The following is a 24,733-nucleotide window of genomic DNA, read 5'->3' as shown; positions in this document are numbered from 1 at the left end:
AGCAGCAGACGGGGGAACGAAGCGGCGTGTTTCATGGCGTGCGGGCGCTGTCTCCATTTCCATTACCACCAGTGTAGCCACGCACAGCCGTTCATGCCTGTGACTGCAAAACATCACGCGCAGAAACAGACCATTTACACCCACGCCGGGCAGAATGCACAAAAGCATATAGACTGCCTGTAAGAACACATGATCAGCGGCCGGATACAGCCCCATGAGTAAGTACCAGCACTATCTCTGGTCCGAGATCCATGAATGGCTCAGGCATGTCCACCGGGAACAGCCCGAATTCCACCGTGAGCTTCTGACCCGGGCGAGCCTGCTGTGTGAAGGTCACGCCGGAGGTATCGCGCTGGACCCCAGCCACTGCGTTTCCTGGATCAGCCGGGACCTGACGCTGGAGAAGATACTCGAATGGGAGGAACAGGGCTACGGCCTCCTGACTCCGGATGCCCCCTGGAGTTGTCACTGCCCTGCGGGAGAAGAATCCCTCCCCCTTATGGCTGCCCCCTACCGCCAGGGCGAACAGCTTACTCTGACACTCGTACTGATCCGCAATGCCGGCAGCGAGCCCTTCACGCGCGAGGATGAACTCAACGCGAACCGGCTGATACAGGAGGCCATGAGTGCTATGGACAAAAACACCCTCCTCGATGAGCTCGCATCGAGCAACGCTGCGCTGCGCCAGCGCCAGAACGAACAGGATGAGTTGATTCGCGAGCTCAAACAGGCCCGCGACCAGCTGATGCAGTCCGAAAAGATGGCAAGCATCGGGCAGCTGGCGGCCGGTGTCGCGCATGAGATCAACAACCCCATCGGCTATGTGCGCTCCAACCTGTCCTCACTGCGCGAATACACCGAATCCCTCCTGGCCCTGAATGATGCGTTTGCCGAGGCGCTGGGGGAAAAATTCCAGTCTCCGGAACTCCAGTCCCTGTGTCGCAGCCATGATCTCGAATTCATCCGGGAGGATCTGCCCTCCCTCCTGGACGAGTCCCGGGACGGCATCGAGCGGGTGGAAAAGATCATCCGTTCCCTCCGGGACTTCTCCCGCACGGATACCGGCGAAATGGAATCACTGGACATCCATCAGTGCCTGAACAAGGCGCTGGCAGTGGCCCGGAATGAAATCAAGTACAGGGCCACGGTTGAAACCGACTTTGCGGAGCTGCCAACGATCACGGGCGTGGACTCCCAGCTGGGCCAGGTCTTCCTGAACCTGCTGGTGAATGCGGCCCAGGCGATTGAGGAACAGGGCCTCATCACCATTTCCACGGAGCATCATGATGCGGATCACGTTGAAGTACGGATCGCCGACACCGGCAAAGGCATAGACCCTCACAACCTGGACCGGCTCTTCGAGCCATTCTTCACAACCAAGCCCGTTGGTAAGGGCACCGGCCTCGGCCTGTCGCTTTCCTATGGCATCGTACAGAGTCACCAGGGCGAGCTGAGCGTTGCCAGCACTCCCGGTGAAGGCACGACCTTCCGCGTTGTCCTGCCCATCAGGCAGACATCGAGTGAGGCTGTGGAATGAGCGATTACCGTTTCCGCATCCTGTTCGTTGATGATGAGGAACCCATACTGAGCGCCCTCCGGCGTCTCATGCGCCGCCACGACTACGACTGCTGGTTCGCGACCAGCGGCAGGGAAGGACTGGCGATCCTGGAACAGAACCCGATCGACCTGGTCATCTCCGACATGCGTATGCCGGAAATGGACGGTGCGCAGTTCCTGAGCGAGGTCAGAAAGCGCTGGCCATTCAGCGTGCGCTTTCTGATGACCGGGTATGCGGACATGAGTGCCACCATTGATGCGCTCAATCAGGGCGGCATCAACCGCTACGTCTCCAAGCCCTGGGATGACGAGGCTCTGATCGAGGCCATCGAAGAGGGCCTGCGCATCCGCAAGCTGGAGCGCCAGAAAAAGCGGTTGATCGACCAGACCCGGGAACAGAACCGGGAACTCCAGGACCTGAACAGGGATCTTGAACAGCGGGTACATGACCGCACACGCGCACTGGAATCCCGTACGGCCGACCTGCAGAAAGCTTTCCGCCAGCTCGAGAACAGTTACGACTCCTTTGTGCGCGTGTTCTCATCCGTCATTGCCAGCCGCCCCCATCTCGTGAAAGGCCGCTCCCGGGAGGTTGCGGACCTTGCCCGGCGCATTGCCCAGCGGCTGGAACTGGACACGGCCCGGCTCCGCTACGTCTACTACGCAGCCCTGCTGCACGAGGTGGGCAAGCTGAGCCTGAACGATGATGTCCTGGGACGCTCGGAAACCCAGCTGACCTACCGGGACCTGGCCGAGTACCGCCAATACCCCACACTGGGTGAAATGGCACTGATGCCGATCAAGGCCCTGCGCCCCTGCGCCGAGCTGATCCGCGCCCATATGGAGAATATGGACGGCACGGGCTACCCCGACGAGCTGGCCGGAGAGGCCATTCCCCAGGGAGCGCGCATCATCCGGGTGGCAAGGGACTTCGTGGGCCAGCAGACGCCTCTGCTCCGGGACCCACCTGTCTCTCCAGCGGAGGCCTTTGAGAGCATGAAGGAGCGCTCCGGCCGGTTCTATGACCCGGAAGTGTTGGCTGCGCTTGAGCCCATCGTCAATCAGTTCACGCTGGAGCCCCAGGACGATGAAACCGGAAGGATGCTGCCCATCTCGGAGCTGCGCCCGGGTATGGAGCTGACACGCGACATCGTCAGCGCCAACGGGATCCTGCTGATGGTCAAGGGAACGGTGCTCAACGACAGCGCCATCAAACGCCTTACCCGGATGAGCTGGGAGGACCGCCGACACCTCAAGGTGTCCGTGACGGTACCGGCCAGGGACGTCCACACCAACGAGGAGTGAGCCCATGTCGGAGGAACAGAAGCCCGTCATTGCACTGATCGACGACGAGCCGGAGATTCTGAGCGCTCTGGTGCGCCTTTTCCGTCACCGGAACTGGATCACCCTTACCTGCAAGGACGCCCGCAGCGCCCACGCTGAACTCAGACACCATCGGCTGGATCTGATCATCTCCGACTACCGCATGCCCGGCACGGACGGCGTCACCCTGCTCAACCAGTTCAAGCAGTCCCATCCTGACGCACTGCGGATCGTGCTCAGCGGTCAGGCGGACCTTGAAGGTGTGGTGAACGCCGTGAACGACTCGGAAGTGTATCGCTTCATCCTGAAGCCGTGGTCCAACGAGGACTTGCTGGTCACGCTCGACAATGCCCTGCGCTACAAGGAGATGGCGCTGGAGAACCAGCGGCTGGCGGAAAAGGTTCGGCGCCAGCAGCGCGAACTGGAAACCCAGAAGAAGGAACTGGAACGCCTGGAGTCGGAAGCACCGGGGATAACGCGGGTCGAGCGGGACCAGGACGGGTTCATCACGCTGTCAGACGAGGATTAAACGACCTCAGATGTCGATCTGACTGCCCAGCACCCGCAGGATCTCCGCCAGATTCGTCTCGCCCGCCTCAACGCGGTAGCGGGCATCCGCGGCCAGCGTGACCAGCCCGTCGCTCTCCGCCTGCTCCACCATCTCGCGCACCGCTCCGCCTGAGGCGATCACGTGGCGCATGGACTCGGTCACGCTCAGAACTTCGTGCAGCGCGACCCGGCCCTTGAATCCCTGATGGTGGCACCGGTCACAGCCCCTGGAAACATGATCGTAGAGACCGGGGCTCGCGAAGGCTGGCCCCAGCAGTTTCTGGACCTCTGGATCCGGCGTGCTGGGTTCACGGCAGTGCGGGCACAGCCGGCGCACCAGCCGCTGGGAGATCACGCATTCCAGCCCATAGGCCACCACATAGGGTTTCAGGCCCAGGTCCAGGAGACGGGCGACGGAGGCAATGGCCGAATTCGTGTGCAGCGTTGAGTAGACCATATGACCGGTCATCGCGGCATGGAACGCCACCTCCGCAGTTTCCCGGTCGCGGATCTCACCCAGCAGTATGACATCCGGGTCCTGGCGCAGGATGGCCCTGAGCACCGAGGCGAAATCCAGCCCTACCTTTTCCCGGACCGGCACCTGGCCCGCCATGTCCATGTAGAACTCCACCGGATCCTCAATGGTGACGTAGTTCTTCTCCGGCGTGGCCTGATGCTGGAGCATGGCATAGAGGGTTGTGGTCTTACCGCTGCCGGTGGGTCCGGTGGCCAGGATGATGCCCTGGGGCCGGGTTATGACGTTGAGCAGCCGTTGCCGGTTGAGATCCGAAAGCGCCAGCTGATCGATGTTCTTGATGCTGGAATTGCGATCCAGCACCCGCATGACCACCTTCTCACCATTGAGCGTCGGCAGGGTCGACAGCCGCAGGTCCACAATCTTCATGGGTGTCTTCACGGTCAGGCGGCCATCCTGGGGCCTGCGCCTTTCGGTGATGTCCAGCTCCGACATCACCTTGATCCGCGAGACAATGCTCATCTGCATGGTGCTCGGAATACGGATCTTGTCCTGCAGAACCCCGTCAATCCGGTAGCGGACCACCACCACATTGGTACGTGGCTGGATGTGGATATCGCTTGCCCCCAGCCGCAGTCCCTCCATGATGACGGCATTGACCACACGCACCGCCGAGGGCTGCTGGGTATCCGACAGCAACCCTTCCAGGTCCACATCGGAGTCATCGTCCTCGATGACCAGCTCGATGGTGTCACCAGGATCATTGGCATCGAAGACGGACTCGAGCTCCTCCATGCCTTCCCTGGGATCGCCGAACAACTGACCCAGCCGCTCCTCCAGCTCATCCACCCGCACCAGCACCGGCTCAATCTTCAGCCCAATGGCGAAGGAAAGTTCCTCGATGAGCGGCTGGTTGAGCGGATCCGCCATGGCAAGCACCAGACGGCGCCCCCTGACCCGCAGGGGCAGCAGAAGCTGGCCCTGGCAGACATCCGCGGGGATCAGGTCCAGGGCTTCCGGATCAACGGCGAATTCCGCCAGCGCGACCTCATCAAAGAGCAGCTCGTCGCGCAGGAGGCTGTAGAGCTTTTCCCGGGAGACCCATTCCTTCTCAAGCAGCAGCCGGATGGTCGCCACCTTGCGCGCCTGCTGGATCTTGTAGACCTCCTGGACCTGCTGGCGGTTGATGAGTCCATGCTTGTGCAGCATCAGCGCCAGCTGGCTGCGCTGCTGCTGATTCATCTTGCGGAAGACATCCAGGTCCTTTTCCTGGCGACTGGTTGTCTTTTCCAGGCTGCGGTTCTTCTCCCGCAGCTCGTATTGCTCCAGCGCCAGGGCCACCGTCACGCGCAGGTCGTCATCGTTCCAGGGCTTGAGGATGAAGCGATAGACCGCCCCTTCATTGATGGCGGTCATCACCGCCTGGGTATCCGCATGCCCGGTCAGCATGATGCGCATGGTGTCCGGCGAGATCTCCCTGACTTCCCGCAGCAGGTCCGCACCATTCATACCGGGCATCTTGAAATCGGTAATCATCAGATGGAAACGTTCGGAACGCACCAGGGCCAGAGCCTCCTCAGCACTGGCCGCACACTGGATCCCATAGTTCTCACGGTGAAAGGTCCGACGCAGGGAACTCAGCACATTGGGTTCATCGTCCACAAACAACAGACGATACTGGCCTGTTTGCGGAGAGTCTGGCTCAGACTCTCCGGACTGTTTGCTGCTGGACAGAAAGTACTGGTCAAATTCGGACATGCAACACGCCTGGTTCAGCTGTCACCAGCAGATGGGTTCCCGGGAAGCCATACTGACACGTCGGTTCCGGAACCAGGCTCACTGCTGATCTCAATGCCTCCGCCGTGGGCCCGGATGGTGTCACGGCACACACTCAGCCCAAGACCAGTGCCAGCCCCTACAGACCTTGTCGTATAGAAGGGATCAAAGGCCCTGGCCAACACCTCTGGAGCCATCCCGTCACCATCATCCCGGATCCGCACGCGCACACCCTGCTCATGGCCCTCGGTTGCAACAGCCAGCCCTACCGGGCGTTCCGCCGCCAGTGAGGCATTCTCCATAAGATTGTAGAAGGCCTGACTGATCCCTGCCCGATCCACTTCAACCGTTGGAATGGATTCATCCAGCGCCCAGTTGACCGTCATATCCCCAAGGCTTCCTTCCGCCACCGCCCAGACGCCCTGCAATAACTCATTGATACAGACGGAGGAGACACCACTTTCATCCGTGCCGGCAAAGCGACGCAGTGCACTCACAATCGCCGCAACACGGGCGGAACCATCAATGGATTCATCAATCAGGTCCTGGAAATCAGGGACCACGAAATCCAGGTCCAGCTCGCGGGCCAGCTCTTCGCCCCCCGGCAGGGTGCGCAGCCGCTTCGACAGTTCGGAGAAAGTCCCCAGGTAATCCCGCGCCGAGTTCAGGTTGGAGCGTATGAAGCCAATGGGGTTATTGATCTCATGGGCAACCCCGGCCCCCAGGCGCCCCACCGCATTGAGTTTTTCCGACGCGTACAGACGCCGTTGACGATCCTCGATCTGTGCCACCTGAGCCTGAACGCGCTCCTCCAGCTGCTCTGAAAGCTCCCGGTACCGGGCCTCCGATGCCTGTAGCTGGGCGTGCTGCTGCTGGAGCTCCTGGTAATTGCGCTGGACCACATCCAGATGCAGATTGGCCGCCAGGTAATAGCGGGAGGCCTGGTACAGCACCCGTTCCGCCGTACGGGCAAGCCCCTGGAGCAGGCCGGTTTCAAGATCCGCACTGACCCAGGCCACGGCCTGAAGCTGATGGCGAATGGGAGCAGCCGGCTGTTCTCCGGCGGCCATGACGATGGCAACCGGCGCCCCGGCAACCTGCGTCAGCGACTTCTCCAGCAGCGCCGTTTCGCGCTCGCTCATCAGATCATTCCAGCCGAGCTGCTCCAGCCTCGCTTCCAGCTCACCGAAGTCCCCAATCCCGGGCTCAACAGACGGCATCACTCTGCCCCAACACGTTCTGTACAAATGTCACGCGATCCAGGCCATGCTGTTCCCCCAGTGCGTAGTCACGGTCAAGCGCACCCCAGGTCCGCTCCAGAAGCAGTTGGAACGTCTCCAGAACCCCCTTGTTCTCCAGGGCAGTCGCCAGCTTGATCGGCCACCAGGGGCTGCTCTGCCACCGGGCAACCAGATCCGGCTTCGATACCACGTCCCCGAGATCCCGCTTGTTGAACTGGACGGCCAGCGGCAGCGCCCCGAAATCCAGCCCAACACGGCTGGCGTTCTCGCTCAGGTTCCGGAAGGATTCCAGGTTGTTCTGTTCCTGGTTACGCTGGGAATCGGCTACGAAAGCCACACCGTCCGCACGAGAAAGGACCGCCTTGCGTGTGCTGTCATGCTGGACCTGGCCGGGCACGGTATACAGTTTGAGGGTCACGGTCAGTCCGGAAGGCAGCTGAAAGCCGAGAGGGAACAGATCAAAGAAAAGGGTGCGGTCGTTCTGGGTCTCAAGCACCATCATATCGCCCTTGAGATCCGGCTGAAGCAGATCATGGAGAGCGGCAAGGTTCGTGGTCTTGCCACTGAGGGCTGGCCCATAGTAGACCAGTTTGATCTGGAGCTGATTACGCTCCTCATCGAATTCCGCCATGGTCAGCCCCGGGGCCGGAAAGAATCGCCGTTCTCTCCGAGTATAGCCCATAAGGTGATCCTGCCCAGCAGGGCCGACACCGGGAGTGGCCCCGTCTACCCGGTAACCCCAGGAATCTCGATCTCCATACTGACCGGCAGGTGATCCGACACCGGATAGTCCACAACCCGGGTGTCGTGCACATCCAGTGTCGGGCTCACCAGGATGTGATCCAGCGCCTTTTCCGGGCGCCAGCTGGGAAAGCTCATCGCCGAATCCGGAAGCGGAATCAGCTCTGCCGAGCGCAGCGGGGAATGGGTCAGAAGCTGCTCAGCATGGGCATTCATATCGCCCATGAGCACCACATGCCGGTAAGGGGCGATCAGTTCCCGGATGTAACCCAGCTGGCGATTCTGCGCCCCCTTGCTCAGGGACAGGTGCATCAGCACCAGAACGAGCGGATCCTCCGGGTTGCCGTAGAACGCCATCATGGCACCACGCCCCGGAATCAGCGCCGGCAGGCGGTGCTCCTCCACCCTCAGGGGCTGGTAACGGCTGAGGATACCGTTGCTGTGCTGGGCGATACGCCCGAGATTGCGGTTGAGCTGCTGGCGCCAGTAGGGGAAGCCGCCCTGGCTTGCCAGGTACTGGACCTGGTTGACGAAACCACTGCGCAGCGAGCCACCATCGCATTCCTGAAGAGCCACCACATCGTAGTCCCGCAACAGTTCCGCAATGCGGTCCAGGTTGTCCCGGCGCTGGGAATGGGGCAGCAGATGCTGCCAGCTCCGGGTGAAATAGTGGTGATAGGCTTCAGTGGCAATGCCCACCTGAATATTGAAGGTGAGCAGCCGTATCCGGCCCGTCTCGGCCAGGGAGGGGGCGCTGTTGGAGGTTGAAGCCGCTCCCCGGGGGCGGCCGGGGGCGGCCAGACGCCGGACCTGGTCACGCAGCTTCGGATACACAGTCAGTCGCCGGAGCGTTCCTTTTCCAGCAGGTGATCGGCAATGGCCAGCATATTCTCGTAGCTGCCGGCCGCCCTGACGGAGATGACATACTTACCCTCAACGACCAGGGTCGGGGTGCCGGTCACCTTGGCCCCCTGCTGGAACTGGCGGCCACGGCGCATGGCGGTGTCAACCGCAAAACTGCCCCAGGCATCCCGGACCTCCGAGGCTTCCGCCACTCCCTGCTCCTCGAAGAAAGCAGCAATGGCATCGACATCATTCAGGTCACGCCGTTCGCCAGCCAGCGCATCAAACAGCTCGGAATGGATCCCGTCCACAACACCCAGCTGACGCGCGGCGTAGAACGCTTTCGCGTGGGGTGCCCAGTCACGCCTCAGCGATGCCGGTACATGACGCAGGTTCACATCATCGGGCTTGGTCTCCTTCCACTCCTCGATGACGGGCTGCATGCTGTAGCAGGAAGGACAGCCGTACCAGAAGACCTCAGCCAGTTCGAGCTGGTCCCCGGATCGGGTCTCAACAGGTTCGGAAAGGGTCCTGTAATGGGTGCCTTCCTCCCATTCCGCAGCCATTGCGGCCGGGACCATGGCGAGGAAGGCGGTAAGTGCGATCAGGCTGCGGTAAAGCATGCCGTTCTCCTGCGGTCACTGAAAGTGAAAAGCGCCTCCTATTGAAGCGAACTTTGCAGGAGTCGGCAAGTAGCGGTTCCGCGGAAAGCTCTCAGTAGAGCCCTTCGATGTACTCGGCCACCGCCGAGATCTCATCATCGTTGAGCTTACTGGCGATGTCGCCCATGATCTGGCTCTGCGCATTATAGACGCGCTCACCGGAGCGGTAGTCCTTCAGGGACTTGACCACATACTCCGCGGACTGGCCGCTCAGCCGCGGATAACCGGCAGGCTCATTGCCCAGCCCTTTCGGGCCATGACAGGCAATGCAGGCCGCCACATCGCGCGACAGGTCACCACCGCGGTAGAGGGATTCGCCGGCGTCCACCTTCTCCGGGTTCGCCTCGCCACGGGGCATCTCCTGCTGGTTGTAGTAGGCCGCCAGATTGCGCATGTCCTGCTCATCCAGCCCCCTCACAATGCCCATCATCTCCGGCACATTGCGATCGCCGCTCTTGATCGCGCTCAGCTGTTTGAACAGGTAGTCCTCACCCAGTCCGGCCAGCCGTGCGTAATTCGGCTGCAGCGGCTCAACGCCATTCTGCCCATGGCAGGAAACGCACTGGTTCTGGGCGATTTCTCCCCCGGCGCTCGGGTCGGCCGCCTGAGCCAGTCCGGCCAGGCCCACTGTCAGTACAAGACCGGTCAGCAGTTTTCTCATCGTGACACCACTCGGATTACACATTGTCCGTTCGGCCGGCTCCTTCAAAGGCGCCGGCCCCGCAAACTGGTGTGGTATTATACATGTTTCGCCACCGACTGAAATCAATGGACGCAGGCCGCGCCGTGACCGGACATACGACCCGTATCGCTTTCAACAGTGCCCGTTTTCTGACCAGCGCCGCACGGCTCGACCAGTGCCCCGAAGACACCGGGCGCGAGGTGGCCTTTGCCGGGCGCTCCAATTCGGGCAAATCCAGCGCCATCAATGCCATAACCCGGATCGGAAGCCTGGCTCGCACCAGCAAGACACCGGGCCGCACCCAGCTGATCAATTTCTTCTCACTCAGTACGCCCGGAACCCGGCTGGTGGATCTGCCCGGCTACGGTTTCGCGCGCGTCTCGCGCAATACCCAGAAGCAGTGGGAGAAACACCTGGGCGACTACCTGGCCCACCGGCAGTCGCTGGTGAGCATGACCCTGATCATGGATCTGCGCCACCCACTGTCGGAGTTCGACGCCATGCTGATCGAGTGGTGCGAGCATCACGGGCTGCCAATGATGCTGCTTCTGACCAAGGCCGACAAGCTCAAGAGCAACCCGGCGCGGCGACAGATTGAGAGCGTCCGGCGGGACCTCGAAGGCATTGAGTGCATTCACCACATCCAGCCATTCTCAGCCCTCAAGGGGCAGGGCGTGGAACCGGCCCGCAACCACCTCAGCGACTGGCTGCTCGGCGTGGAACCGGCGTCAGACTGACAGATCGGGCTCCTCCGCCCGGGAGCCCCCCTCCATGACACTGAGATCCGGCCGGTACTGCTCCCGGATCGCCGTCACACGCTCGTAATACGCCTCCGTCAGATACGGCATTTCCAGGGTGAGCACCTGGTAGATGCCCTGCTTGAGCTCCCGCTGGGTATTGCCGTCGCTGCCGCCGTCGGCACTCGCTGTCTTCAGGAACGCCATCCAGTTGGTCACCACCAGCCACACATTCAGGGCCATGGCCTCATGCTCCTGCTCGGAGTGGGGGCGGAGAATGCCCGCTTCCTGAAGCCCTTTCAGGACAGCCCGGATCTCTCCCAGACAGTGGAAGGTGAACTCCCGGTAGTCGTGGCGCAGCCGCTCATCCATGGTCAGCAGGTACTCCAGATCGCGGTGGAAGAAACGGTAGTGCCACAGGCCGTCGAAAACGGATTCCAGATAGAACATCTTGTCTTCCACCGTGAGCGTGCGGTTGCGCGGCACCTTGAGATACCGGTCCACCAGCCCCCGATACTGCAGGAACAGCGAATAGATGATGTCCGCCTTGTTGCGGAAGTGGTAATAGAGGTTGCCCGGCGAAATGCCCAGGTGCGCGGCGATGTGGTTGGTGGTCACATTGCGTTCACCCTGTTCGTTGAACAGCTGGAGGCTGGCTTTGAGAATCCTGTCACGGGTTTTCATGGCAATCCTCGGCCCTGGAGACGCATTCCATCGGCGCTGGTGTATTGACTGCTAGAGCACATGCTCTAATATTGATCCTAGAGTACATACTCTAGATCTGCCAGCAACGGATCCGCCACTAAAGGATCAGCGGCAGAACTCCGGGACAATACAGGAGAACCAGCCATGGTCGCCAACGTTGTTCAGCTGACGGATAACCGTAAGCAGATCCAACAGATCAGCCGTGCGTTCAGCGCCCAGCGGGAGGCCTTCAGGGCCCAGCCCATGCCCAGCGGCACCGAGCGCCGGGAGCATCTCAAGCGTCTCAAGCGCGTGCTTCTGGCCAACCAGGATGCGCTGTGCGACGCCATCAGCGAGGACTTCGGCGGCCGCTCCCGGGACGAAACCCTGCTCGCCGAGATCATGCCCTCGATCCAGAACATCAACTACAGCCTGAGCCACCTCAGCAGCTGGATGAAGCCCGAGAAGCGCAAGGTGCACGTGCTCTTCCAGCCGGCCCGCAACGAGGTGCACTACGAACCCCTGGGCGTGGTCGGCATCATGGTGCCGTGGAACTACCCGCTGTTCCTGGCCGCCGGGCCCCTGACCGCGGCGCTGGCCGCCGGCAACCGGGTGATGCTCAAGCTCTCCGAGTTCACACCGGCCACCTCGGCCCTGCTCGAACGGCTGCTGCACGAGACCTTCCCGTCCGACCTGGTCACTGTCATCAACGGTGAGGCGGACGTGGCCCAGGCCTTCTCCTCACAGCCGTTCGACCACCTGCTGTTCACCGGCTCCACCCCCATCGGGCGCATGGTGATGAAGGCGGCCGCCGAGAACCTCACGCCGGTAACCCTGGAGCTGGGCGGCAAGTCGCCCGCGATTATCTCCCGGGAAGTGCCCATGAAGGATGCGGCCGAACGCATCGCCTTCGGCAAGTGCATCAATGCCGGCCAGACCTGTGTGGCACCGGACTACATCCTGTGCCCCCGTGACCGGGTGAACAGCTTCGTAGACAGCTTCCGGAGTGCGGTGGCCCGCATGTACCCCACGATCAAGGACAACCCGGACTACACCAGCATCATCAACGAACGCCAGCACGAACGCCTGACGGGCGTGCTGGATGACGCCCGCGGGAAGGGTGCCGATATCATCCAGATCAACCCGGGGAACGAGTACTTTGGCGAGGACACCCGCAAGCTGCCGCCGCACCTGGTCCTGGGTGCCACGCAGGACATGCAGGTGCTGCAGGACGAGGTCTTTGGGCCGCTGCTGCCGATCGTGGCCTATGACCAGCTCGAGGATGCGCTTGATTACGTGAACAGCGGCCCGAACCCGCTGGCCCTGTACTACTTCGGCTATGACCGCAGCGAGCAGCGCCGGGTGCGGGAACAGACCCATTCCGGCGGCATGTGCATCAACGACACGCTGGTTCATGTGGGGCAGGATGACCTGCCGTTCGGGGGCGTCGGCCATTCCGGCATGGGCGCCTACCACGGCCGCGAGGGCTTCGTCACCTTCAGCAATGCGCGGGGCGTCATGAGCAAGCAGCGGCTCAACAGCGGCAAGGCCATACACGCACCTCACGGCACACTGTTGCACAGGGTGATCTACAAACTGTTCATCCGCTGACAGGAGCCTGGCCCATGGATTCATCTTCCCCCGACCCGGATCGCCGCCAGTTCCTCCGCCTTGGCTTTCAGGGCGGGGTGGCGGCCGGCGGCGCTCTGGTTCTGGCCGGACTCTCCGGCTGTTCCGCCCGACCCACCCACGACCCGATGATCCCGGCCACCACCGCCGACCCAGACCGGCATTGGCGCTTCATGACCGAGGAGGATCGGGTGGTCATGGCGGCATTGCTGCCCGCCATTGTGGGCCCCGGCATGCCGCGGGAGGCGGAGGCGAGGAACAGCGCCCTGTCGGAGACCCTGGTCGCCATGGACGAAGCCTTCCACGCCATGGGGCCGCCCAACCAGCGCCAGTTCCGCCAGCTGTTCGACCTGCTGGAATCCTCCATCACCCGGCTGACCCTGGCCCGCGTTTCCTCCTACTGGCCCAATGTCTCCGGGGAGCAGGCCGAGGCCTTTCTCCAGCGCTGGCGCGGCAGCATGTTCAACATCTTCAACCAGGCCTACCTGGGGCTGATCCAGGTGAGCAATGCAGCCTGGTACGGTCAGCCGGCACACTGGGAACAGATGGGCTACCCCGGACCGCCCGCCTACACCTATGACGCACTGCCCCAGATGCAGAAGGCATCCGCCTGAACTGACCCCGACATGACGGACACGGAGCCCCGATGGCCAATTTCAATCTGTATGGCAAAGGCATAAATGACGGCTGGGACGTGGTCGACGCGGCCCTGCTGGAAGAAGACCGCACACTTGAGGCGGATGTGGCCATTATCGGAACCGGAGCAGGTGGCGGCACCACCGCCGAAGTGCTCGCGCGCGCCGGCCTGAAGGTGATCATGGTGGAAGAGGGCCGCCTGTATCACGACCCGGACTTCACCATGGACGAACACAAGGCCTACAGCCGGCTCTATCAGGAAGGCATGACCCGCGCCACAGCCGACGCCAGCATCGCCATCCTCCAGGGCCGGTGCGTGGGAGGGTCCACCACCGTCAACTGGACGTCCAGCTTCCGGACACCGGAACAGACCCTCCACCACTGGCAGAACACCCACGGCGTGCAGGACTGCGATCCGGAAACCCTGGCCCCCTGGTTCGCCAACCGGGAACAGGCCCTGAACATCCAGACCTGGAACGTGGATCCCAACCGCAACAACGACATCCTGCGCGACGGCTGTGAGCGCATGGGCTGGGACTGGAAGACGATTCCCCGCAATGTGCGCAACTGCTGGAACCTGGGCTATTGCGGCATGGGCTGCCCCACCAACGCCAAGCAGGGCACACTCGTGACCAGCGTGCCCTCAGCCCTGGGTGATGGCGCCACGCTGATCCACTCGCTGCGCGTGGACCGGCTCAATCACCAGGGGGATCGGGTGCGCGAACTCCGGGGCACGGCCCTCGGCAGCGACGGCGTCACCGTCACCGGCCGCCGGATGCGCATCCGGGCCCGGCACTTCGTGGTCGCCGGCAGTGCCATCGGCTCTCCCGGTATTCTGCTGCGCTCAGAGGTTCCCGACCCCTATGACCGCATCGGCCGCCGCACCTTCCTGCACCCGGTCAACGCCACAGTGGCGCGCATGCCGGAGACCGTGGAGCCCTACTACGGCGCGCCCCAGTCCATCTACTCGGACGAATTCCTCTGGCGCAACGGCGTCACCGGCAGCCCCGGCTACAAGCTGGAGGTGCCGCCGCTGCACCCGGTCATGGCGGCTGCCGTGCTGCCGGACCACGGCGAGGCCATGGTCGAACAGGCGCGCCACTTCCCGCAGACCCAATCCATCATTGCGCTGCTGCGTGACGGCTTCAACAGCGACAGCGAGGGCGGTACCGTCACCCTGCGCGACGACAACAGCCCGCAGCTGCATTATCCCATCAGTGACTCGCTGTGGTCCGCCTTCCGGCATGCCTGGCTGCGCATGGCCGAGATCCAGTTCGCCGCCGGCGCCGAAGCGGTGCGCCCGGTACACATGGATGCGCCCTACTGGCACAGCTGGAAGGAAGCCGAACAGGGCATCCGGGAGCTGCCCCTGGCGGAACTCCGGGCCCGCCTGTTCACGGCCCACCAGATGGGTGGCTGCGCCATGGGCGATGATCCGGCCCGCAGCGTGGTCAACAGCTGGGGCGAGCACCATCACCTGAGCAATCTCTCCGTGCACGATGCGTCGATCTTCCCCACCAGTCTGGGTGCGAATCCGCAGCTGACCGTGTATGCTCTGGCGGCACGCAACAGCCACAGGCTGGCTGGGCGACTCCAGAGCAACGCATAAGGCATTGGAGAAACGCTGATGAACACTGCCATCTACCCGGGCACCTTTGACCCGGTCACCAACGGCCACACGGATCTGGTCCAGCGCGCATCCCGCATTTTCGACGAAGTCGTGGTCGCCGTTGCCTCCAGCACCAAGAAAGGCCCCCTGCTGCCCCTGGAAGAACGGGTCCGGCTCTGCGAACACGTCCTCTCGGACCTGCCCAACGTCCGCGTGATGGGCTTCAGCAAACTGCTGGCGGACTTCGTTAAGGAACAGAACGGCAACATCATCCTGCGGGGCCTGCGCGCAGCTTCGGACTTCGAATACGAGTTCCAGCTCGCGGACATGAACCGGGAACTGGCACCCGGGGTCGAAAGCATTTTCCTGACACCGGCCAACCACCTGTCCTTTCTCTCCTCCAGCCTGATCCGGGAAATCGCCGGTCTGGGCGGGGATGTCAGCGGCTTTGTCGACCCCGAGGTTTCGGAGAGCCTCCACCGCCATTTCCAGCAACGCAACGGCTGAGGAGACACGCCATGAAACGCATCGGCAGCCTGTTCACCGCAGCGCTCGCCGCGCTGCTCATGACCGGATGTGCCCTGAGCGGCGGGCAGCCCGAGCCCAACGCCGGCGTTGCCTCGGCCCACCCCATGGCCACCGAGGCCGGACTCAAGGTCCTTGAGAACGGCGGCAATGCCGTGGATGCGGCCGTCGCCACCGCTGCCGCCCTGGGCGTAGTGGAACCCTACAGCTCGGGCATTGGCGGTGGCGGCTTCTGGGTTATCCGGCAGGCCGACGGCGAGACTACCGTCATCGATGCCCGGGAAGAAGCGCCTGGTGACGCCCACCCCGAACTCTACCTCAATGAAAAAGGCGACGTCCGGGAAGGCAAGCCCTCGCTGAACGGCGCCCTGGCCGCAGGCATTCCCGGCCAGCCCGCGGCTTTTGACCACATGGCCTCGGAATACGGTCAGCTGCCGCTCACCCGCAGCCTGGCCCCGGCCATCCGCCTTGCCCGTGAAGGCTTCCCCGTGGATGAGCGTTACCGCAATCTCGCCAACTTCCGCCTGGAGGTCATGCGGGAGTACCCCGGCACCCGTGACCTTTTCCTGGAGGACGGCAGAGTCCCGGATAAAGGCCATGAAATCCGTCAACCGGCACTGGCACGGACACTGGAAACCCTGGCCGATGAAGGACGCGCGGGGTTCTACCAGGGACCGGTCGCGGAACAGCTGGTTGAGGATGCCCGCGAGGCCGGCGGCATCTGGACCATGGAAGACCTGGCCGGCTATGAACTGATCGAGCGCGATCCTGTACGCATCGATTACGGCAATGCCACCCTGCTGACCGCCCCGGCACCCTCTTCGGGCGGCATGGCACTGGCCCAGCTGTTCGGCATGCTGGAGCAGCGGCCGGTTCCCGAGGACGCAGACCGGGTAACCCGCGTACACTGGCTGGCCGAAATGATGCGCCGGGCCTACCGGGATCGCGCCGTGCACATGGGCGACCCCGCCTACACCGATATCCCCCGGGAACGGCTGCGCGATCCGGCCTACCTGCGAACCCTCGCGAGCAGCATCAACCCCCAGCGCGCAACGCCCAGCGCCGATCTGGGTGGCCCCGGCACCGACGGCCACCACACCACCCATCTGTCGGTCATGGACGCCGAGGGCAACATCGTATCCGCCACCCTGAGCATCAACTATCCGTTCGGCTCCGGGGTCACCTCCGAGGACACCGGCGTTGTACTGAACAACGAGATGGATGACTTCAGCATCCGCCCCGGGCATGCCAATGCGTGGGGGCTGGTCGGCGGTAAGGCGAATCAGGTGGAAGCCGGCAAGCGCCCGCTTTCCAGCATGAGCCCGCTGATCATCCGCAGCCCGAAAAGGATCACGGCGCTGGGCGCCCCGGGCGGCAGCCGGATCATCACCATGAACTTCCTGGCCGCACTGGATGTGCTCGATGGCAGGCCCCCTGAAACGGTGGTCAGCCGTACGCGCTTCCACCACCAGTATGAGCCGGACCGGATCGAGCATGAGCCGCAGACCTTCTCACAGGCCGAGAAACAGGCACTGCGGGCCATGGGTCATGAACTGCACGACGTGGACCGCACCTACGGCAACATGCAGTTGATCCAGCGGGACAGGAGCTCGGGGCTCATCCGGGGCGCCGCCGACCCGCGCGGCATCGGCAGCGCTGGCCTCATCCACCTGCCGGCGGACTCAGAGTAAGGGGGGCACCTCGAAGCGGGCGTCGTTGACCCGGAGCTGCATCGATTCCAGACGCAGGTCCAGGTGATAGCGCCCGTCCCGGGGCGTGACCACGTTCTCCCGCTCGAGCCGGCCGAGTAGGCGTCGCGCGACCCGCGGCAGGGCCCAGACCATGCCGCGGTCCACATACAGGACACCCTCGGCCCTGGCATGCCGGAGCAGACTCACCGGCTGCTCCCACTCCGACTCGGGCCGGCGCGGGTAAGCCAGGAAGCCCTCCCCTTCCACAGTGCCATCCGGCAGCGTCAGAAGCAGTTCCTCCAGGCTCAGGCGCCCACCACGCGCGGACAGCGTCTGCAGGTTCCGGGAAAGACGGGTGTACCGGTCCATGAGTTCCTGGCCCTGCAGCCCAGTGCCGTCCCCGGCATCCGCCTCGGCCGAGCGCAGTTCCATGAAACTGTCCACAGCGTTGTTGAGACTGGTTGTATGAAGATCCTCCGCCTTCAGCAACAGCGCCTGACGACCGAAGGAACGCCCCGCGTTACGCAGCTCCCCGATCACAGCCTCCAGGCTGGCATCCAGATAGCCTTCCTCGTCTCCGGCCCGGAGCCGGAAACGGACATCCTCGGCCACGATCGGATCGTCCAGAACCGGGTCCACCGTCAGCGAAGCCACATCAAGCCGGCTTTCGCCCTGCCAGAGACGCTCACCCAGAGGGCCCAGCCGGTGATCGAGGTTAACGCTGTCCACCTCGATGCGGGCGTCGCCCAGATCCATGGAAAGCCCCGCCCACTGCATACTCAGCCGGTGGTGATTCCCCCGCGACCATTCCCCGGTCAGATCCACCGGGGCGACCTCGCCGCTGGACCCTGCCAGCTCGGGGACCGGCGTGTCCGGCCCCCATTCAAGCCGGGGAATACGCATGCGGATATCAGTGCCACCACCGACGCCAACCTCGACCCGGAGCCTTGGCTCCTGCCCCTCGGGCATCAGCGGGGAAAGCGATTCAAGAGCGTCGTCCGTCAGGCGCGTTACCGCCCGCACATCCGTCAGCCCATGGTTGAAGCGCGTCACCAGCGGAAGCACCTGCTCCCGGCCATCGCCCGAGCGCCAGCGCAGCTCATACCGGGCAACCGCGTTGAGATAGCCGCGCTCGTAATCCAGGTTGGTCAGCCGCCAGTCACGGCTCTCCCGGTCGAAATCACGCACAACCGAACGGAACCCGGATTCCGTGAGCGCCCCCAGACCATAGGGAGCACCCCCGGCAATAGCGACCAGCAACGCAAGCGCGATCAGGGGCAGCCAGCGCATGGTTCAGCTGGACCCCGTGAGCCGCTGCATCAACGCCTGCTGACTGGCCACACGTTTCTCCCCGGCAGCCGGCTGGCGCTGAATGTAATTGCCGTCGGGCTGAAGTTCCCAGCTCTGGGCGTTGTCCCTCAGGTACACCTCCAGATCCCGGCGCAGCCGCCGCGCCAGCCGCCGGTCCTCAATCGGGAAGCAGGTTTCCACCCGGCTGATCAGGTTGCGCTCCATCCAGTCGGCGCTGGAGCAGTAGACCTCCGGTTCCCCGGCATTGGCGAACCAGTAGACGCGGCTGTGCTCCAGGAAGCGCCCGATGATGGAAACCACACGGATGTTGTCGGAGAGCCCCTCGACCCCGGGGCGCAGGCAGCAGATGCCACGCACGATCAGATCCACCTGGACCCCGGCGCAGGAGGCCCGGTAGAGCGCCCGGATCACCTCCGCCTCGGTCAGGCCGTTGACCTTGACGATGATGCGCGCGCGTTTGCCGGCCAGCGCATTGGAGGTCTCACGCTCAATCATCTCCAGCACCCGCTTGTGCAGGGTAAAGGGCGCGTGCAGCAGCTTCTGGATGCGCAGGGTCTTGCCCATGCCGGTCAGCTGCTGGAAGATCTTGTTGACGTCGTCGCCCAGGGCGTCGTCGCAGCTCATGAAACTGTAGTCGGTATAGAGCCGCGCGTTGCCGGCATGGTAGTTGCCGGTCCCCAGATGCACATAGCGCTTCAGGCGCCCGTTCTCCCGGCGCACGATCAGGATCATCTTGGCGTGGGTCTTGTAGCCCACCACGCCGTAGACCACGATCACACCGGCCTCCTGGAGCCGACTCGCCAGCTCCAGGTTTTCCGCCTCATCGAAACGGGCCCGCAACTCGATGACCGCCGTCACTTCCTTACCCCGTCGTGCCGCCTCGGCCAGGGCCTCCACCATCTCGGAGTCAGCGCCGGTGCGATACAGGGTCTGACGGATGGCCAGCACCTGCGGATCCCGAGCGGCCTGGCGCAGGAAATCCACCACGGGCGAGTAACTTTCGTAGGGATGCAGCAGCAGTATGTCCTGCTGACGCACGGCATCCAGGGTACTCTCACGGCCCTTGAGGGTTTTGGGCAGACCCGGCGTCATGGGGGGATGCTGCAGGTCCGGGCGGTCCACCAGATCGCTGACGGCGGTCAGGCGCGCCAGGTTCACGGGACCGTTGGCCCAGTAGAGTTCGCGCTCCGTCAGGCCGAACTGGCGCAGCAGGAAATCCGCCAGGTGGCGGGGGCAGTTGTCCGCCACCTCCAGGCGTACCGCATCGCCAAAGCGCCGGCTCAGAAGCTCACCCCGCAGGGCGGAGGCCAGATCCTCCAGATCATCCTCCAGTTCCAGGTCCGCGTTGCGCGTGAGGCGGAACTGGTAGCAGCCCTTGATGCGCATACCGGGAAACAGCAGGTTGGCGTGCGCGTGGATCATGGAGGACAGGAACACCAGATTGTCGCCACTGGTGCACACCTCGTCCGGCAGCCGCACCAGCCTGGGCAGCGAACGCGGCGCAGGCACGATCGCCATGCCGGTCTCCCGGCCGAAGGCGTCCTTACCGTCCAGTTCCACGATGAAGTTCAGGCTCTTGTTCACCAGCCGCGGCAGCGGATGGGATGGATCCAGCCCGATGGGGTTAACCACCGGCATGATCTCATCCCGGAAATAGCGTGCCACCCAGTCCGCCTGGGCCCGGGTCCAGTCCCGCCGACGCACGAAGTGGATGTCTTCCTCGCGAAGTTCCGGAATGATCCGTTCGTTCAGGATCCGGTACTGTTCCTCCACATAACGGTGGGCAACATCGGCGATCTCGCTCAAAGTCTGCTGCGGCGCCCGCCCATCCGGGCCGGGCACTTCCCGACCGTACTTGAGCTGCTGGCGCAGACCGGCGGCCCGGATCTCAAAGAACTCGTCCATATTGCTGCTGAAGATGCAGCAGAACATGAGCCGTTCCAGCAGCGGATGGCTTTCATCACAGGCCTGACGCAGCACCCGGTAGTTGAACTGCAGGTGGCTGATCTCGCGATTGAAATAGTTCTCCGGCGCCTTGAGGTCCGGCAGCTGCAGGCTACTGGTGTCGGTTACCGCCTGGTTCATGATGCGTCCTTATGCGTTGGTGCCCCTGAGCAGGCGTGCAGCCCTGACCGCGAAATAGGTGAGTATGGCATCGGCACCGGCACGGCGCAGGGCGGTCAGGCTCTCCATCATCACCGCATCGGCGTCCAGCCAGCCCTTCTCGCCGGCGGCCATGTGCATGGCGTACTCGCCGCTGACCTGGTAGGCGAAAACCGGCACCCGGAATTCATTGCGCACCTGGTTGATCACATCCAGGTAGGGCATACCGGGTTTGACCATGACCATATCCGCGCCCTCGCCCAGGTCCAGCGCCACCTCCTCCAGCGCCTCGTCCAGATTGCCCGGATCCATCTGGTAGGTCCGCTTGTCGCCGCCACCCAGGTTGGCCGCCGAGCCCACCGCATCCCGGAAGGGCCCATAGTAGCTGGAGGCATACTTGGCAGAATAGGCCATGATCCGGGTGTTCACACAACCTTCATCTTCCAGCGCCTCACGGATAACGCCGATGCGGCCATCCATCATATCTGAAGGCGCCACCACATCCGCTCCGGCCCGGGCGTGGGAAACCGCCTGGCGCACCAGTGCTACCAGGGTTTCATCGTTGAGCACATAACCGCTGTCATCGATGATCCCATCCTGGCCGTGACTGGTGAACGGATCCAGAGCCACGTCCGTCATGACCCCCAGTTCCGGGAAGCGCTGCTTGATCGCCCGCACCGCCTGCTGGGCCAGACCGTCCGGATTCCAGGCCTCGGCGGCGTCCTCACTCTTGCGCTCCGCAGGAGTGACCGGAAACAGCGCCACTGCCGGTATTCCCAGCTCCACCACCTCTTCCAGATGAACCAGGAGCCGGTCAATGCTGTGGCGCTCAACCCCCGGCATGGAGGGAACCGGCTCCGTCTGCCCTTCGCCCGGCAGCACAAAGACCGGGTAGATCAGGTCATCCACGCCCAGGTGCGTTTCGCGCACCAGGCGACGGGAAAATGCGTCACGACGGTTACGGCGCATGCGGGTTGCTGGGAACTCTCGGCTGTGGCGGGTCACTGTCCGTCTCCTCTTGCTACTCATGGCCTTGCTGGCACCATTATGCCAGAGAGCGCCTGCAAGCCGGGCAGGTTTCCGGCCAGCCGGAGGATGTGATTTTTTGTTGCAGCGCGGGCCCGGGCCAGCTGCAGCAGCTAGACTGTAAGTCAGGTCAGGGGCCTGAACGCACCTGACCGCTATCCCTTGAAGTACTGCTCCGCCGGGCCTCTGTGCCCGGCTTTTTCACGGATTCCTCTTATCTCCGACAGAGCTTGACGTAAGAACTGAATTGTTATTCAATCATTGTAGATTGCCCCGGATTCAGGAGCATCCATGGCCTATCGCGAAACGCCACGCATGCGGGCCCGCAAGGAAGCCACACGCCAGCGCATCCTCGATACCACCCAGAGTCTGGTCGCTTCAGGTGGCTTCGGGGCCGCCTCCGTAGCGCGGGTTGCCGAGGAATCCGGTGTCGCCATTGGTTCTGTCTACCGCCATTTTGAGTCCAAGAGTGACCTTTTTGCGGAGGTTTTCCGGCATGCAACCGAAGTGGAGGTCAAGCGTGTCGGTGAAGCGCTGAACACCACAGGCCCTGCTGATGAGGCACTGGCCAAAGCGCTGGAAGTCTTTGCCAGAAGAGCCATCCGCTCGCCCACCATGGCATGGGCACTGATTGCCGAGCCGGTTGACCCCCTGGTCGACGAGGAACGCCTGCGTTACCGCCAGGCCTATGCGGAACTTTTTGAACAGACCCTGGTCCGGGGCATACGCGAGGGATGCTTCCGCCCGGATCAGAACCCGAAACTCAGCAGTGCCGCCACGGTCGGTGCCATTGCCGAAGCACTGGTCGGTCCCCTGTCACCCGCCGCCGACGGGCTCGACAGGGAAAAGGCCGACCAGCTGATCCATGACGTCGTAAGGCTCTGCCTGCAGGCCGTACGAGCACCCGGAGGACAACAACAATGAACGCCCCCCTTGAGACCAACCAGGACAGCACCTTCCTGGCGGACACCCACGAAGTCTTCAATCAGCCCCCCGCACTTGAGGATTACAACCTCTACCGCGAGGACCTGGCCCTCCAGGAAGCCATCCGGCGCGAAGGCGCCGCGCGGGCAGAGAGCGAACTGGACGTCTACGGCGCCATCACCGGCCGCTCGGATGTCATTGATCTGGGCCACAGCGCCAACGCCAACAAGCCAGAACTCCATACCCACGACCGCTTTGGCCACCGCATCGACGAAGTGCGCTTCCACCCCGCCTATCATGAGCTCATGACCATGGCGCTGGAAGGCGGCCTGCAAAGCGCCCCCTGGACCGACCCCGGCGAGGGCGCCCACGTGGTTCGTGCCGCGCGCTACTACATGCACAGCCAGGTGGAAGCAGCCCATTGCTGCCCCATCACCATGACCTTTGCCTGCGTACCGGCGCTCCGGAAACAGCCCGAGCTGGCGGAGTACTGGCTGCCCAAGATCCTCAGCCGCCACTACGACCCCCGCAATGTGCCGGATTCGGAAAAACAGGCGGTCACCATCGGCATGGCCATGACCGAGAAACAGGGTGGTTCCGACGTACGCGCCAACACCACCAGGGCTTACCCGCTGGCGGAGGAGGGCCCGGGGAAGGCGTACCAGCTGGTAGGACACAAGTGGTTCGTATCAGCGCCCATGTGCGATGCCTTCCTGGTTCTGGCCCAGGCCGCGGGCGGATTGAGCTGCTTCCTGATGCCGCGCTGGCGCCCGGACGGTACAAAGAACGCGATGCAGATCCAGCGCCTGAAGAACAAGATGGGCAACGTCGCCAACGCTTCCAGCGAGGCGGAGCTGCGTGGCGCCCACGCCTGGATGGTGGGCGATGAGGGCCGGGGCGTGGCCACCATCATCGAGATGGTCGCCATGACCCGCTACGACTGCATGATCGGCTCCGCCGCCGGCCAGCGCCAGGCCGCGGCCCAGGCGCTGCACCACTGCGCCTACCGGGACGCCTTTGGTGGCCGGCTCAACCAGCAGCCGCTGATGCAGAATGTGCTCGCAGACCTGGCTCTGGAAAGCGAAGGCTCGGTGGCACTGACCATGCGCATGGCTCGCGCGATGGACAACCAGGATGACCCGGAGGAACGCAACCTGGTCCGCCTGGTCACGGCGGTGGGCAAGTATTGGATCTGCAAGCGCACGCCCCAGCACGCCTACGAGGCCATGGAGTGCATCGGCGGCAGCGGCCTGATGGAGGACTGCATCATGCCACGCCTGCTGCGCGAATCGCCGGTCAATGCCATCTGGGAAGGCAGCGGCAACGTCCAGTGCCTGGATGTTCTGCGGGCCATGAACCGTGAACCCGGCGTGCTCGACAGCTTCTTCGCGGAAGTGAACCGGGCTCGGGGCATGAACGCGGACTTTGACGCGTTCACCAGCGAACTCGAGGATGAGTTCCGCAACAACGACAACCTGGAATACCGCGCCCGCAACCTCACGGACCGCATGGCGCTGGCGATCCAGGCGTCACTGCTGCTGCGCGGCGAGAACACGACGGTCGCCGAAGGCTTCTGTGCCGGCCGACTCCGCCATCGCGACCACTTCCAGTTCGGCAACCTGCCGGACGACGTCGACTGCGCGGCCATCATCGAGCGCGCGACGCCCAGCGTGGAGGACTGATGGAGCACCCGCACCTGGGCGTCATGACCCTGCATTTCCAGGTCTACGGCTGCGAAACCGTGCGGGACAAGAAACGCGTCTTCTCGGCCATGCGCCGGATCTGGGGCAGGGAACCGGATCTGGCCGTGGCCGAGATCGCCGACCAGGACGACCCCGGCCTGGCCACCTGGAGCGTGGTCACCACCGGCCCGGATCCCCGACTGCTCCAGTATCGCCTGCAGGAAGTCGAAAAAGCCATCCTTGCGCGGATTGATGCCCCCATCCTCGACACCCAGGTCGAGATCGACTGAGGCAACCAGCTTCGCCTGCGCGAGGAACGGTAGCGCC

22 protein-coding genes are annotated in these 24,733 nt (G+C 63.4%); 12 read left to right on the top strand and 10 right to left on the bottom strand.

Annotation, left to right across the window (positions count from 1 at the left end; all coding sequences use genetic code 11):
- Positions 1 to 214: 214 nt before the first annotated feature.
- Genes GLW01_RS10250 through GLW01_RS10240 form a run of 3 tightly spaced genes read left to right on the top strand, consistent with a single transcriptional unit; the run spans position 215 to position 3,409 of the window.
- Entirely contained in the window at positions 215 to 1,537 is a 1,323-nt protein-coding gene (locus GLW01_RS10250) for a sensor histidine kinase (protein ID WP_151439846.1), read from the top strand.
- Positions 1,534 to 2,862, top strand: a complete 1,329-nt coding sequence (locus tag GLW01_RS10245; protein ID WP_151439845.1) for an HD domain-containing phosphohydrolase — start codon at positions 1,534 to 1,536, stop codon at positions 2,860 to 2,862. Before GLW01_RS10250 ends, GLW01_RS10245 begins: the two co-directional genes overlap by 4 nt.
- A gap of 4 nt (positions 2,863 to 2,866) precedes the next feature.
- Positions 2,867 to 3,409: a response regulator gene (locus GLW01_RS10240; RefSeq protein ID WP_160898985.1), complete on the top strand. Its 543-nt coding sequence runs from the start codon at positions 2,867 to 2,869 to the stop codon at positions 3,407 to 3,409.
- Positions 3,410 to 3,415: 6 nt separating this feature from the next.
- On the opposite strand, the gene GLW01_RS10235 is transcribed toward GLW01_RS10240, so the two are convergent.
- From GLW01_RS10235 to GLW01_RS10210, 6 genes are all read right to left on the bottom strand, one after another.
- Positions 3,416 to 5,662 (bottom strand): ATPase, T2SS/T4P/T4SS family, encoded by a 2,247-nt coding sequence (locus GLW01_RS10235; RefSeq protein ID WP_151439843.1) that lies wholly within the window; start codon positions 5,660 to 5,662, stop codon positions 3,416 to 3,418.
- 14 nt (positions 5,663 to 5,676) lie between these two features.
- Positions 5,677 to 6,900 (bottom strand): sensor histidine kinase, encoded by a 1,224-nt coding sequence (locus GLW01_RS10230; protein ID WP_160898984.1) that lies wholly within the window; start codon positions 6,898 to 6,900, stop codon positions 5,677 to 5,679.
- Positions 6,887 to 7,552 (bottom strand): GTP-binding protein, encoded by a 666-nt coding sequence (locus tag GLW01_RS10225; protein WP_160898983.1) that lies wholly within the window; start codon positions 7,550 to 7,552, stop codon positions 6,887 to 6,889. The genes GLW01_RS10230 and GLW01_RS10225 overlap by 14 nt, the downstream gene beginning before the upstream one ends.
- Positions 7,553 to 7,647: 95 nt before the next feature.
- Entirely contained in the window at positions 7,648 to 8,496 is an 849-nt protein-coding gene (locus GLW01_RS10220; protein ID WP_151439840.1) for an endonuclease/exonuclease/phosphatase family protein, read from the bottom strand.
- A gap of 2 nt (positions 8,497 to 8,498) precedes the next feature.
- Positions 8,499 to 9,128 (bottom strand): thiol:disulfide interchange protein DsbA/DsbL, encoded by a 630-nt coding sequence (locus GLW01_RS10215; protein ID WP_160898982.1) that lies wholly within the window; start codon positions 9,126 to 9,128, stop codon positions 8,499 to 8,501.
- A 91-nt stretch (positions 9,129 to 9,219) separates the two neighbouring features.
- Positions 9,220 to 9,828 carry a c-type cytochrome gene (locus GLW01_RS10210; RefSeq protein WP_151439838.1) on the bottom strand — a complete coding sequence of 203 codons (609 nt, stop codon included), beginning with the start codon at positions 9,826 to 9,828 and terminating at the stop codon, positions 9,220 to 9,222.
- A 125-nt stretch (positions 9,829 to 9,953) separates the two neighbouring features.
- Between GLW01_RS10210 and yihA the strand changes: the two genes are divergently transcribed.
- Positions 9,954 to 10,586, top strand: coding sequence for a ribosome biogenesis GTP-binding protein YihA/YsxC (yihA, locus tag GLW01_RS10205; RefSeq protein WP_225741683.1), 633 nt, complete (start codon positions 9,954 to 9,956; stop codon positions 10,584 to 10,586).
- Here yihA and GLW01_RS10200 read toward each other — a convergent pair.
- On the bottom strand, positions 10,578 to 11,270 hold the full coding sequence (locus GLW01_RS10200; protein ID WP_151439836.1) for a TetR/AcrR family transcriptional regulator: 693 nt from the start codon (positions 11,268 to 11,270) through the stop codon (positions 10,578 to 10,580). The genes yihA and GLW01_RS10200 overlap by 9 nt on opposite strands.
- Before the next feature lie 165 nt (positions 11,271 to 11,435).
- Between GLW01_RS10200 and GLW01_RS10195 the strand changes: the two genes are divergently transcribed.
- The 5 genes from GLW01_RS10195 to ggt are packed head-to-tail and all read left to right on the top strand — an operon-like array spanning position 11,436 to position 17,360.
- The gene (locus tag GLW01_RS10195) at positions 11,436 to 12,881 is read left to right on the top strand and encodes a coniferyl aldehyde dehydrogenase (protein WP_151439835.1); all 1,446 of its coding nucleotides are present in this window, start codon (positions 11,436 to 11,438) and stop codon (positions 12,879 to 12,881) included.
- Between the two features lie 14 nt (positions 12,882 to 12,895).
- A complete protein-coding gene (locus GLW01_RS10190; RefSeq protein ID WP_160898981.1) occupies positions 12,896 to 13,513 on the top strand; it encodes a hypothetical protein in 618 nt (205 codons plus the stop codon).
- A 32-nt stretch (positions 13,514 to 13,545) separates the two neighbouring features.
- The gene (locus GLW01_RS10185) at positions 13,546 to 15,144 is read left to right on the top strand and encodes a GMC family oxidoreductase (RefSeq protein WP_160898980.1); all 1,599 of its coding nucleotides are present in this window, start codon (positions 13,546 to 13,548) and stop codon (positions 15,142 to 15,144) included.
- An 18-nt stretch (positions 15,145 to 15,162) separates the two neighbouring features.
- Positions 15,163 to 15,651, top strand: coding sequence for a pantetheine-phosphate adenylyltransferase (coaD, locus tag GLW01_RS10180; RefSeq protein WP_095615882.1), 489 nt, complete (start codon positions 15,163 to 15,165; stop codon positions 15,649 to 15,651).
- Positions 15,652 to 15,662: 11 nt separating this feature from the next.
- Positions 15,663 to 17,360: a gamma-glutamyltransferase gene (gene ggt / locus GLW01_RS10175; RefSeq protein WP_160898979.1), complete on the top strand. Its 1,698-nt coding sequence runs from the start codon at positions 15,663 to 15,665 to the stop codon at positions 17,358 to 17,360.
- On the opposite strand, the gene GLW01_RS10170 is transcribed toward ggt, so the two are convergent.
- The 3 genes from GLW01_RS10170 to hemB are packed head-to-tail and all read right to left on the bottom strand — an operon-like array spanning position 17,352 to position 21,779.
- Positions 17,352 to 18,650, bottom strand: a complete 1,299-nt coding sequence (locus GLW01_RS10170) for a DUF945 family protein (protein ID WP_160898978.1) — start codon at positions 18,648 to 18,650, stop codon at positions 17,352 to 17,354. The genes ggt and GLW01_RS10170 overlap by 9 nt on opposite strands.
- Before the next feature lie 3 nt (positions 18,651 to 18,653).
- Entirely contained in the window at positions 18,654 to 20,756 is a 2,103-nt protein-coding gene (ppk1, locus tag GLW01_RS10165) for a polyphosphate kinase 1 (RefSeq protein WP_160898977.1), read from the bottom strand.
- 9 nt (positions 20,757 to 20,765) lie between these two features.
- Positions 20,766 to 21,779, bottom strand: a complete 1,014-nt coding sequence (hemB, locus tag GLW01_RS10160) for a porphobilinogen synthase (protein ID WP_425356593.1) — start codon at positions 21,777 to 21,779, stop codon at positions 20,766 to 20,768.
- 312 nt (positions 21,780 to 22,091) lie between these two features.
- On the opposite strand from hemB, the gene GLW01_RS10155 reads away from it, so the two are divergent.
- Genes GLW01_RS10155 through GLW01_RS10145 form a run of 3 tightly spaced genes read left to right on the top strand, consistent with a single transcriptional unit; the run spans position 22,092 to position 24,696 of the window.
- A complete protein-coding gene (locus GLW01_RS10155) occupies positions 22,092 to 22,724 on the top strand; it encodes a TetR/AcrR family transcriptional regulator (protein ID WP_151439828.1) in 633 nt (210 codons plus the stop codon).
- Entirely contained in the window at positions 22,721 to 24,406 is a 1,686-nt protein-coding gene (locus tag GLW01_RS10150) for an isovaleryl-CoA dehydrogenase (protein ID WP_160898975.1), read from the top strand. The genes GLW01_RS10155 and GLW01_RS10150 overlap by 4 nt, the downstream gene beginning before the upstream one ends.
- Positions 24,406 to 24,696 (top strand): DUF503 family protein, encoded by a 291-nt coding sequence (locus GLW01_RS10145; RefSeq protein ID WP_160898974.1) that lies wholly within the window; start codon positions 24,406 to 24,408, stop codon positions 24,694 to 24,696. The genes GLW01_RS10150 and GLW01_RS10145 overlap by 1 nt, the downstream gene beginning before the upstream one ends.
- Positions 24,697 to 24,733: the final 37 nt, after the last annotated feature.

The organism is Vreelandella halophila (assembly GCF_009856365.1).
Classification (GTDB): Bacteria; Pseudomonadota; Gammaproteobacteria; order Pseudomonadales; family Oleiphilaceae; genus Halospina; species Halospina utahensis_B.
Note: the sequence above shows the minus strand (reverse complement) of the source record. Positions and strands in the feature narration are given on the sequence as shown.

Excerpts from the sequence above, each read along its gene's own strand:
- GLW01_RS10250 (WP_151439846.1), top strand. The coding sequence starts at position 215 with ATGAGTAAGTACCAGCACTATCTCTGGTCCGAGATCCATGAATGGCTC.
- GLW01_RS10245 (WP_151439845.1), top strand. The coding sequence starts at position 1,534 with ATGAGCGATTACCGTTTCCGCATCCTGTTCGTTGATGATGAGGAACCC.
- GLW01_RS10240 (WP_160898985.1), top strand. The coding sequence starts at position 2,867 with ATGTCGGAGGAACAGAAGCCCGTCATTGCACTGATCGACGACGAGCCG.
- GLW01_RS10235 (WP_151439843.1), bottom strand. The coding sequence starts at position 5,662 with ATGTCCGAATTTGACCAGTACTTTCTGTCCAGCAGCAAACAGTCCGGA.
- GLW01_RS10230 (WP_160898984.1), bottom strand. The coding sequence starts at position 6,900 with ATGCCGTCTGTTGAGCCCGGGATTGGGGACTTCGGTGAGCTGGAAGCG.
- GLW01_RS10225 (WP_160898983.1), bottom strand. The coding sequence starts at position 7,552 with ATGGCGGAATTCGATGAGGAGCGTAATCAGCTCCAGATCAAACTGGTC.
- GLW01_RS10215 (WP_160898982.1), bottom strand. The coding sequence starts at position 9,128 with ATGCTTTACCGCAGCCTGATCGCACTTACCGCCTTCCTCGCCATGGTC.
- GLW01_RS10210 (WP_151439838.1), bottom strand. The coding sequence starts at position 9,828 with ATGAGAAAACTGCTGACCGGTCTTGTACTGACAGTGGGCCTGGCCGGA.
- GLW01_RS10200 (WP_151439836.1), bottom strand. The coding sequence starts at position 11,270 with ATGAAAACCCGTGACAGGATTCTCAAAGCCAGCCTCCAGCTGTTCAAC.
- GLW01_RS10195 (WP_151439835.1), top strand. The coding sequence starts at position 11,436 with ATGGTCGCCAACGTTGTTCAGCTGACGGATAACCGTAAGCAGATCCAA.
- GLW01_RS10190 (WP_160898981.1), top strand. The coding sequence starts at position 12,896 with ATGGATTCATCTTCCCCCGACCCGGATCGCCGCCAGTTCCTCCGCCTT.
- GLW01_RS10185 (WP_160898980.1), top strand. The coding sequence starts at position 13,546 with ATGGCCAATTTCAATCTGTATGGCAAAGGCATAAATGACGGCTGGGAC.
- coaD (WP_095615882.1), top strand. The coding sequence starts at position 15,163 with ATGAACACTGCCATCTACCCGGGCACCTTTGACCCGGTCACCAACGGC.
- ggt (WP_160898979.1), top strand. The coding sequence starts at position 15,663 with ATGAAACGCATCGGCAGCCTGTTCACCGCAGCGCTCGCCGCGCTGCTC.
- GLW01_RS10170 (WP_160898978.1), bottom strand. The coding sequence starts at position 18,650 with ATGCGCTGGCTGCCCCTGATCGCGCTTGCGTTGCTGGTCGCTATTGCC.
- ppk1 (WP_160898977.1), bottom strand. The coding sequence starts at position 20,756 with ATGAACCAGGCGGTAACCGACACCAGTAGCCTGCAGCTGCCGGACCTC.
- GLW01_RS10155 (WP_151439828.1), top strand. The coding sequence starts at position 22,092 with ATGGCCTATCGCGAAACGCCACGCATGCGGGCCCGCAAGGAAGCCACA.
- GLW01_RS10150 (WP_160898975.1), top strand. The coding sequence starts at position 22,721 with ATGAACGCCCCCCTTGAGACCAACCAGGACAGCACCTTCCTGGCGGAC.
- GLW01_RS10145 (WP_160898974.1), top strand. The coding sequence starts at position 24,406 with ATGGAGCACCCGCACCTGGGCGTCATGACCCTGCATTTCCAGGTCTAC.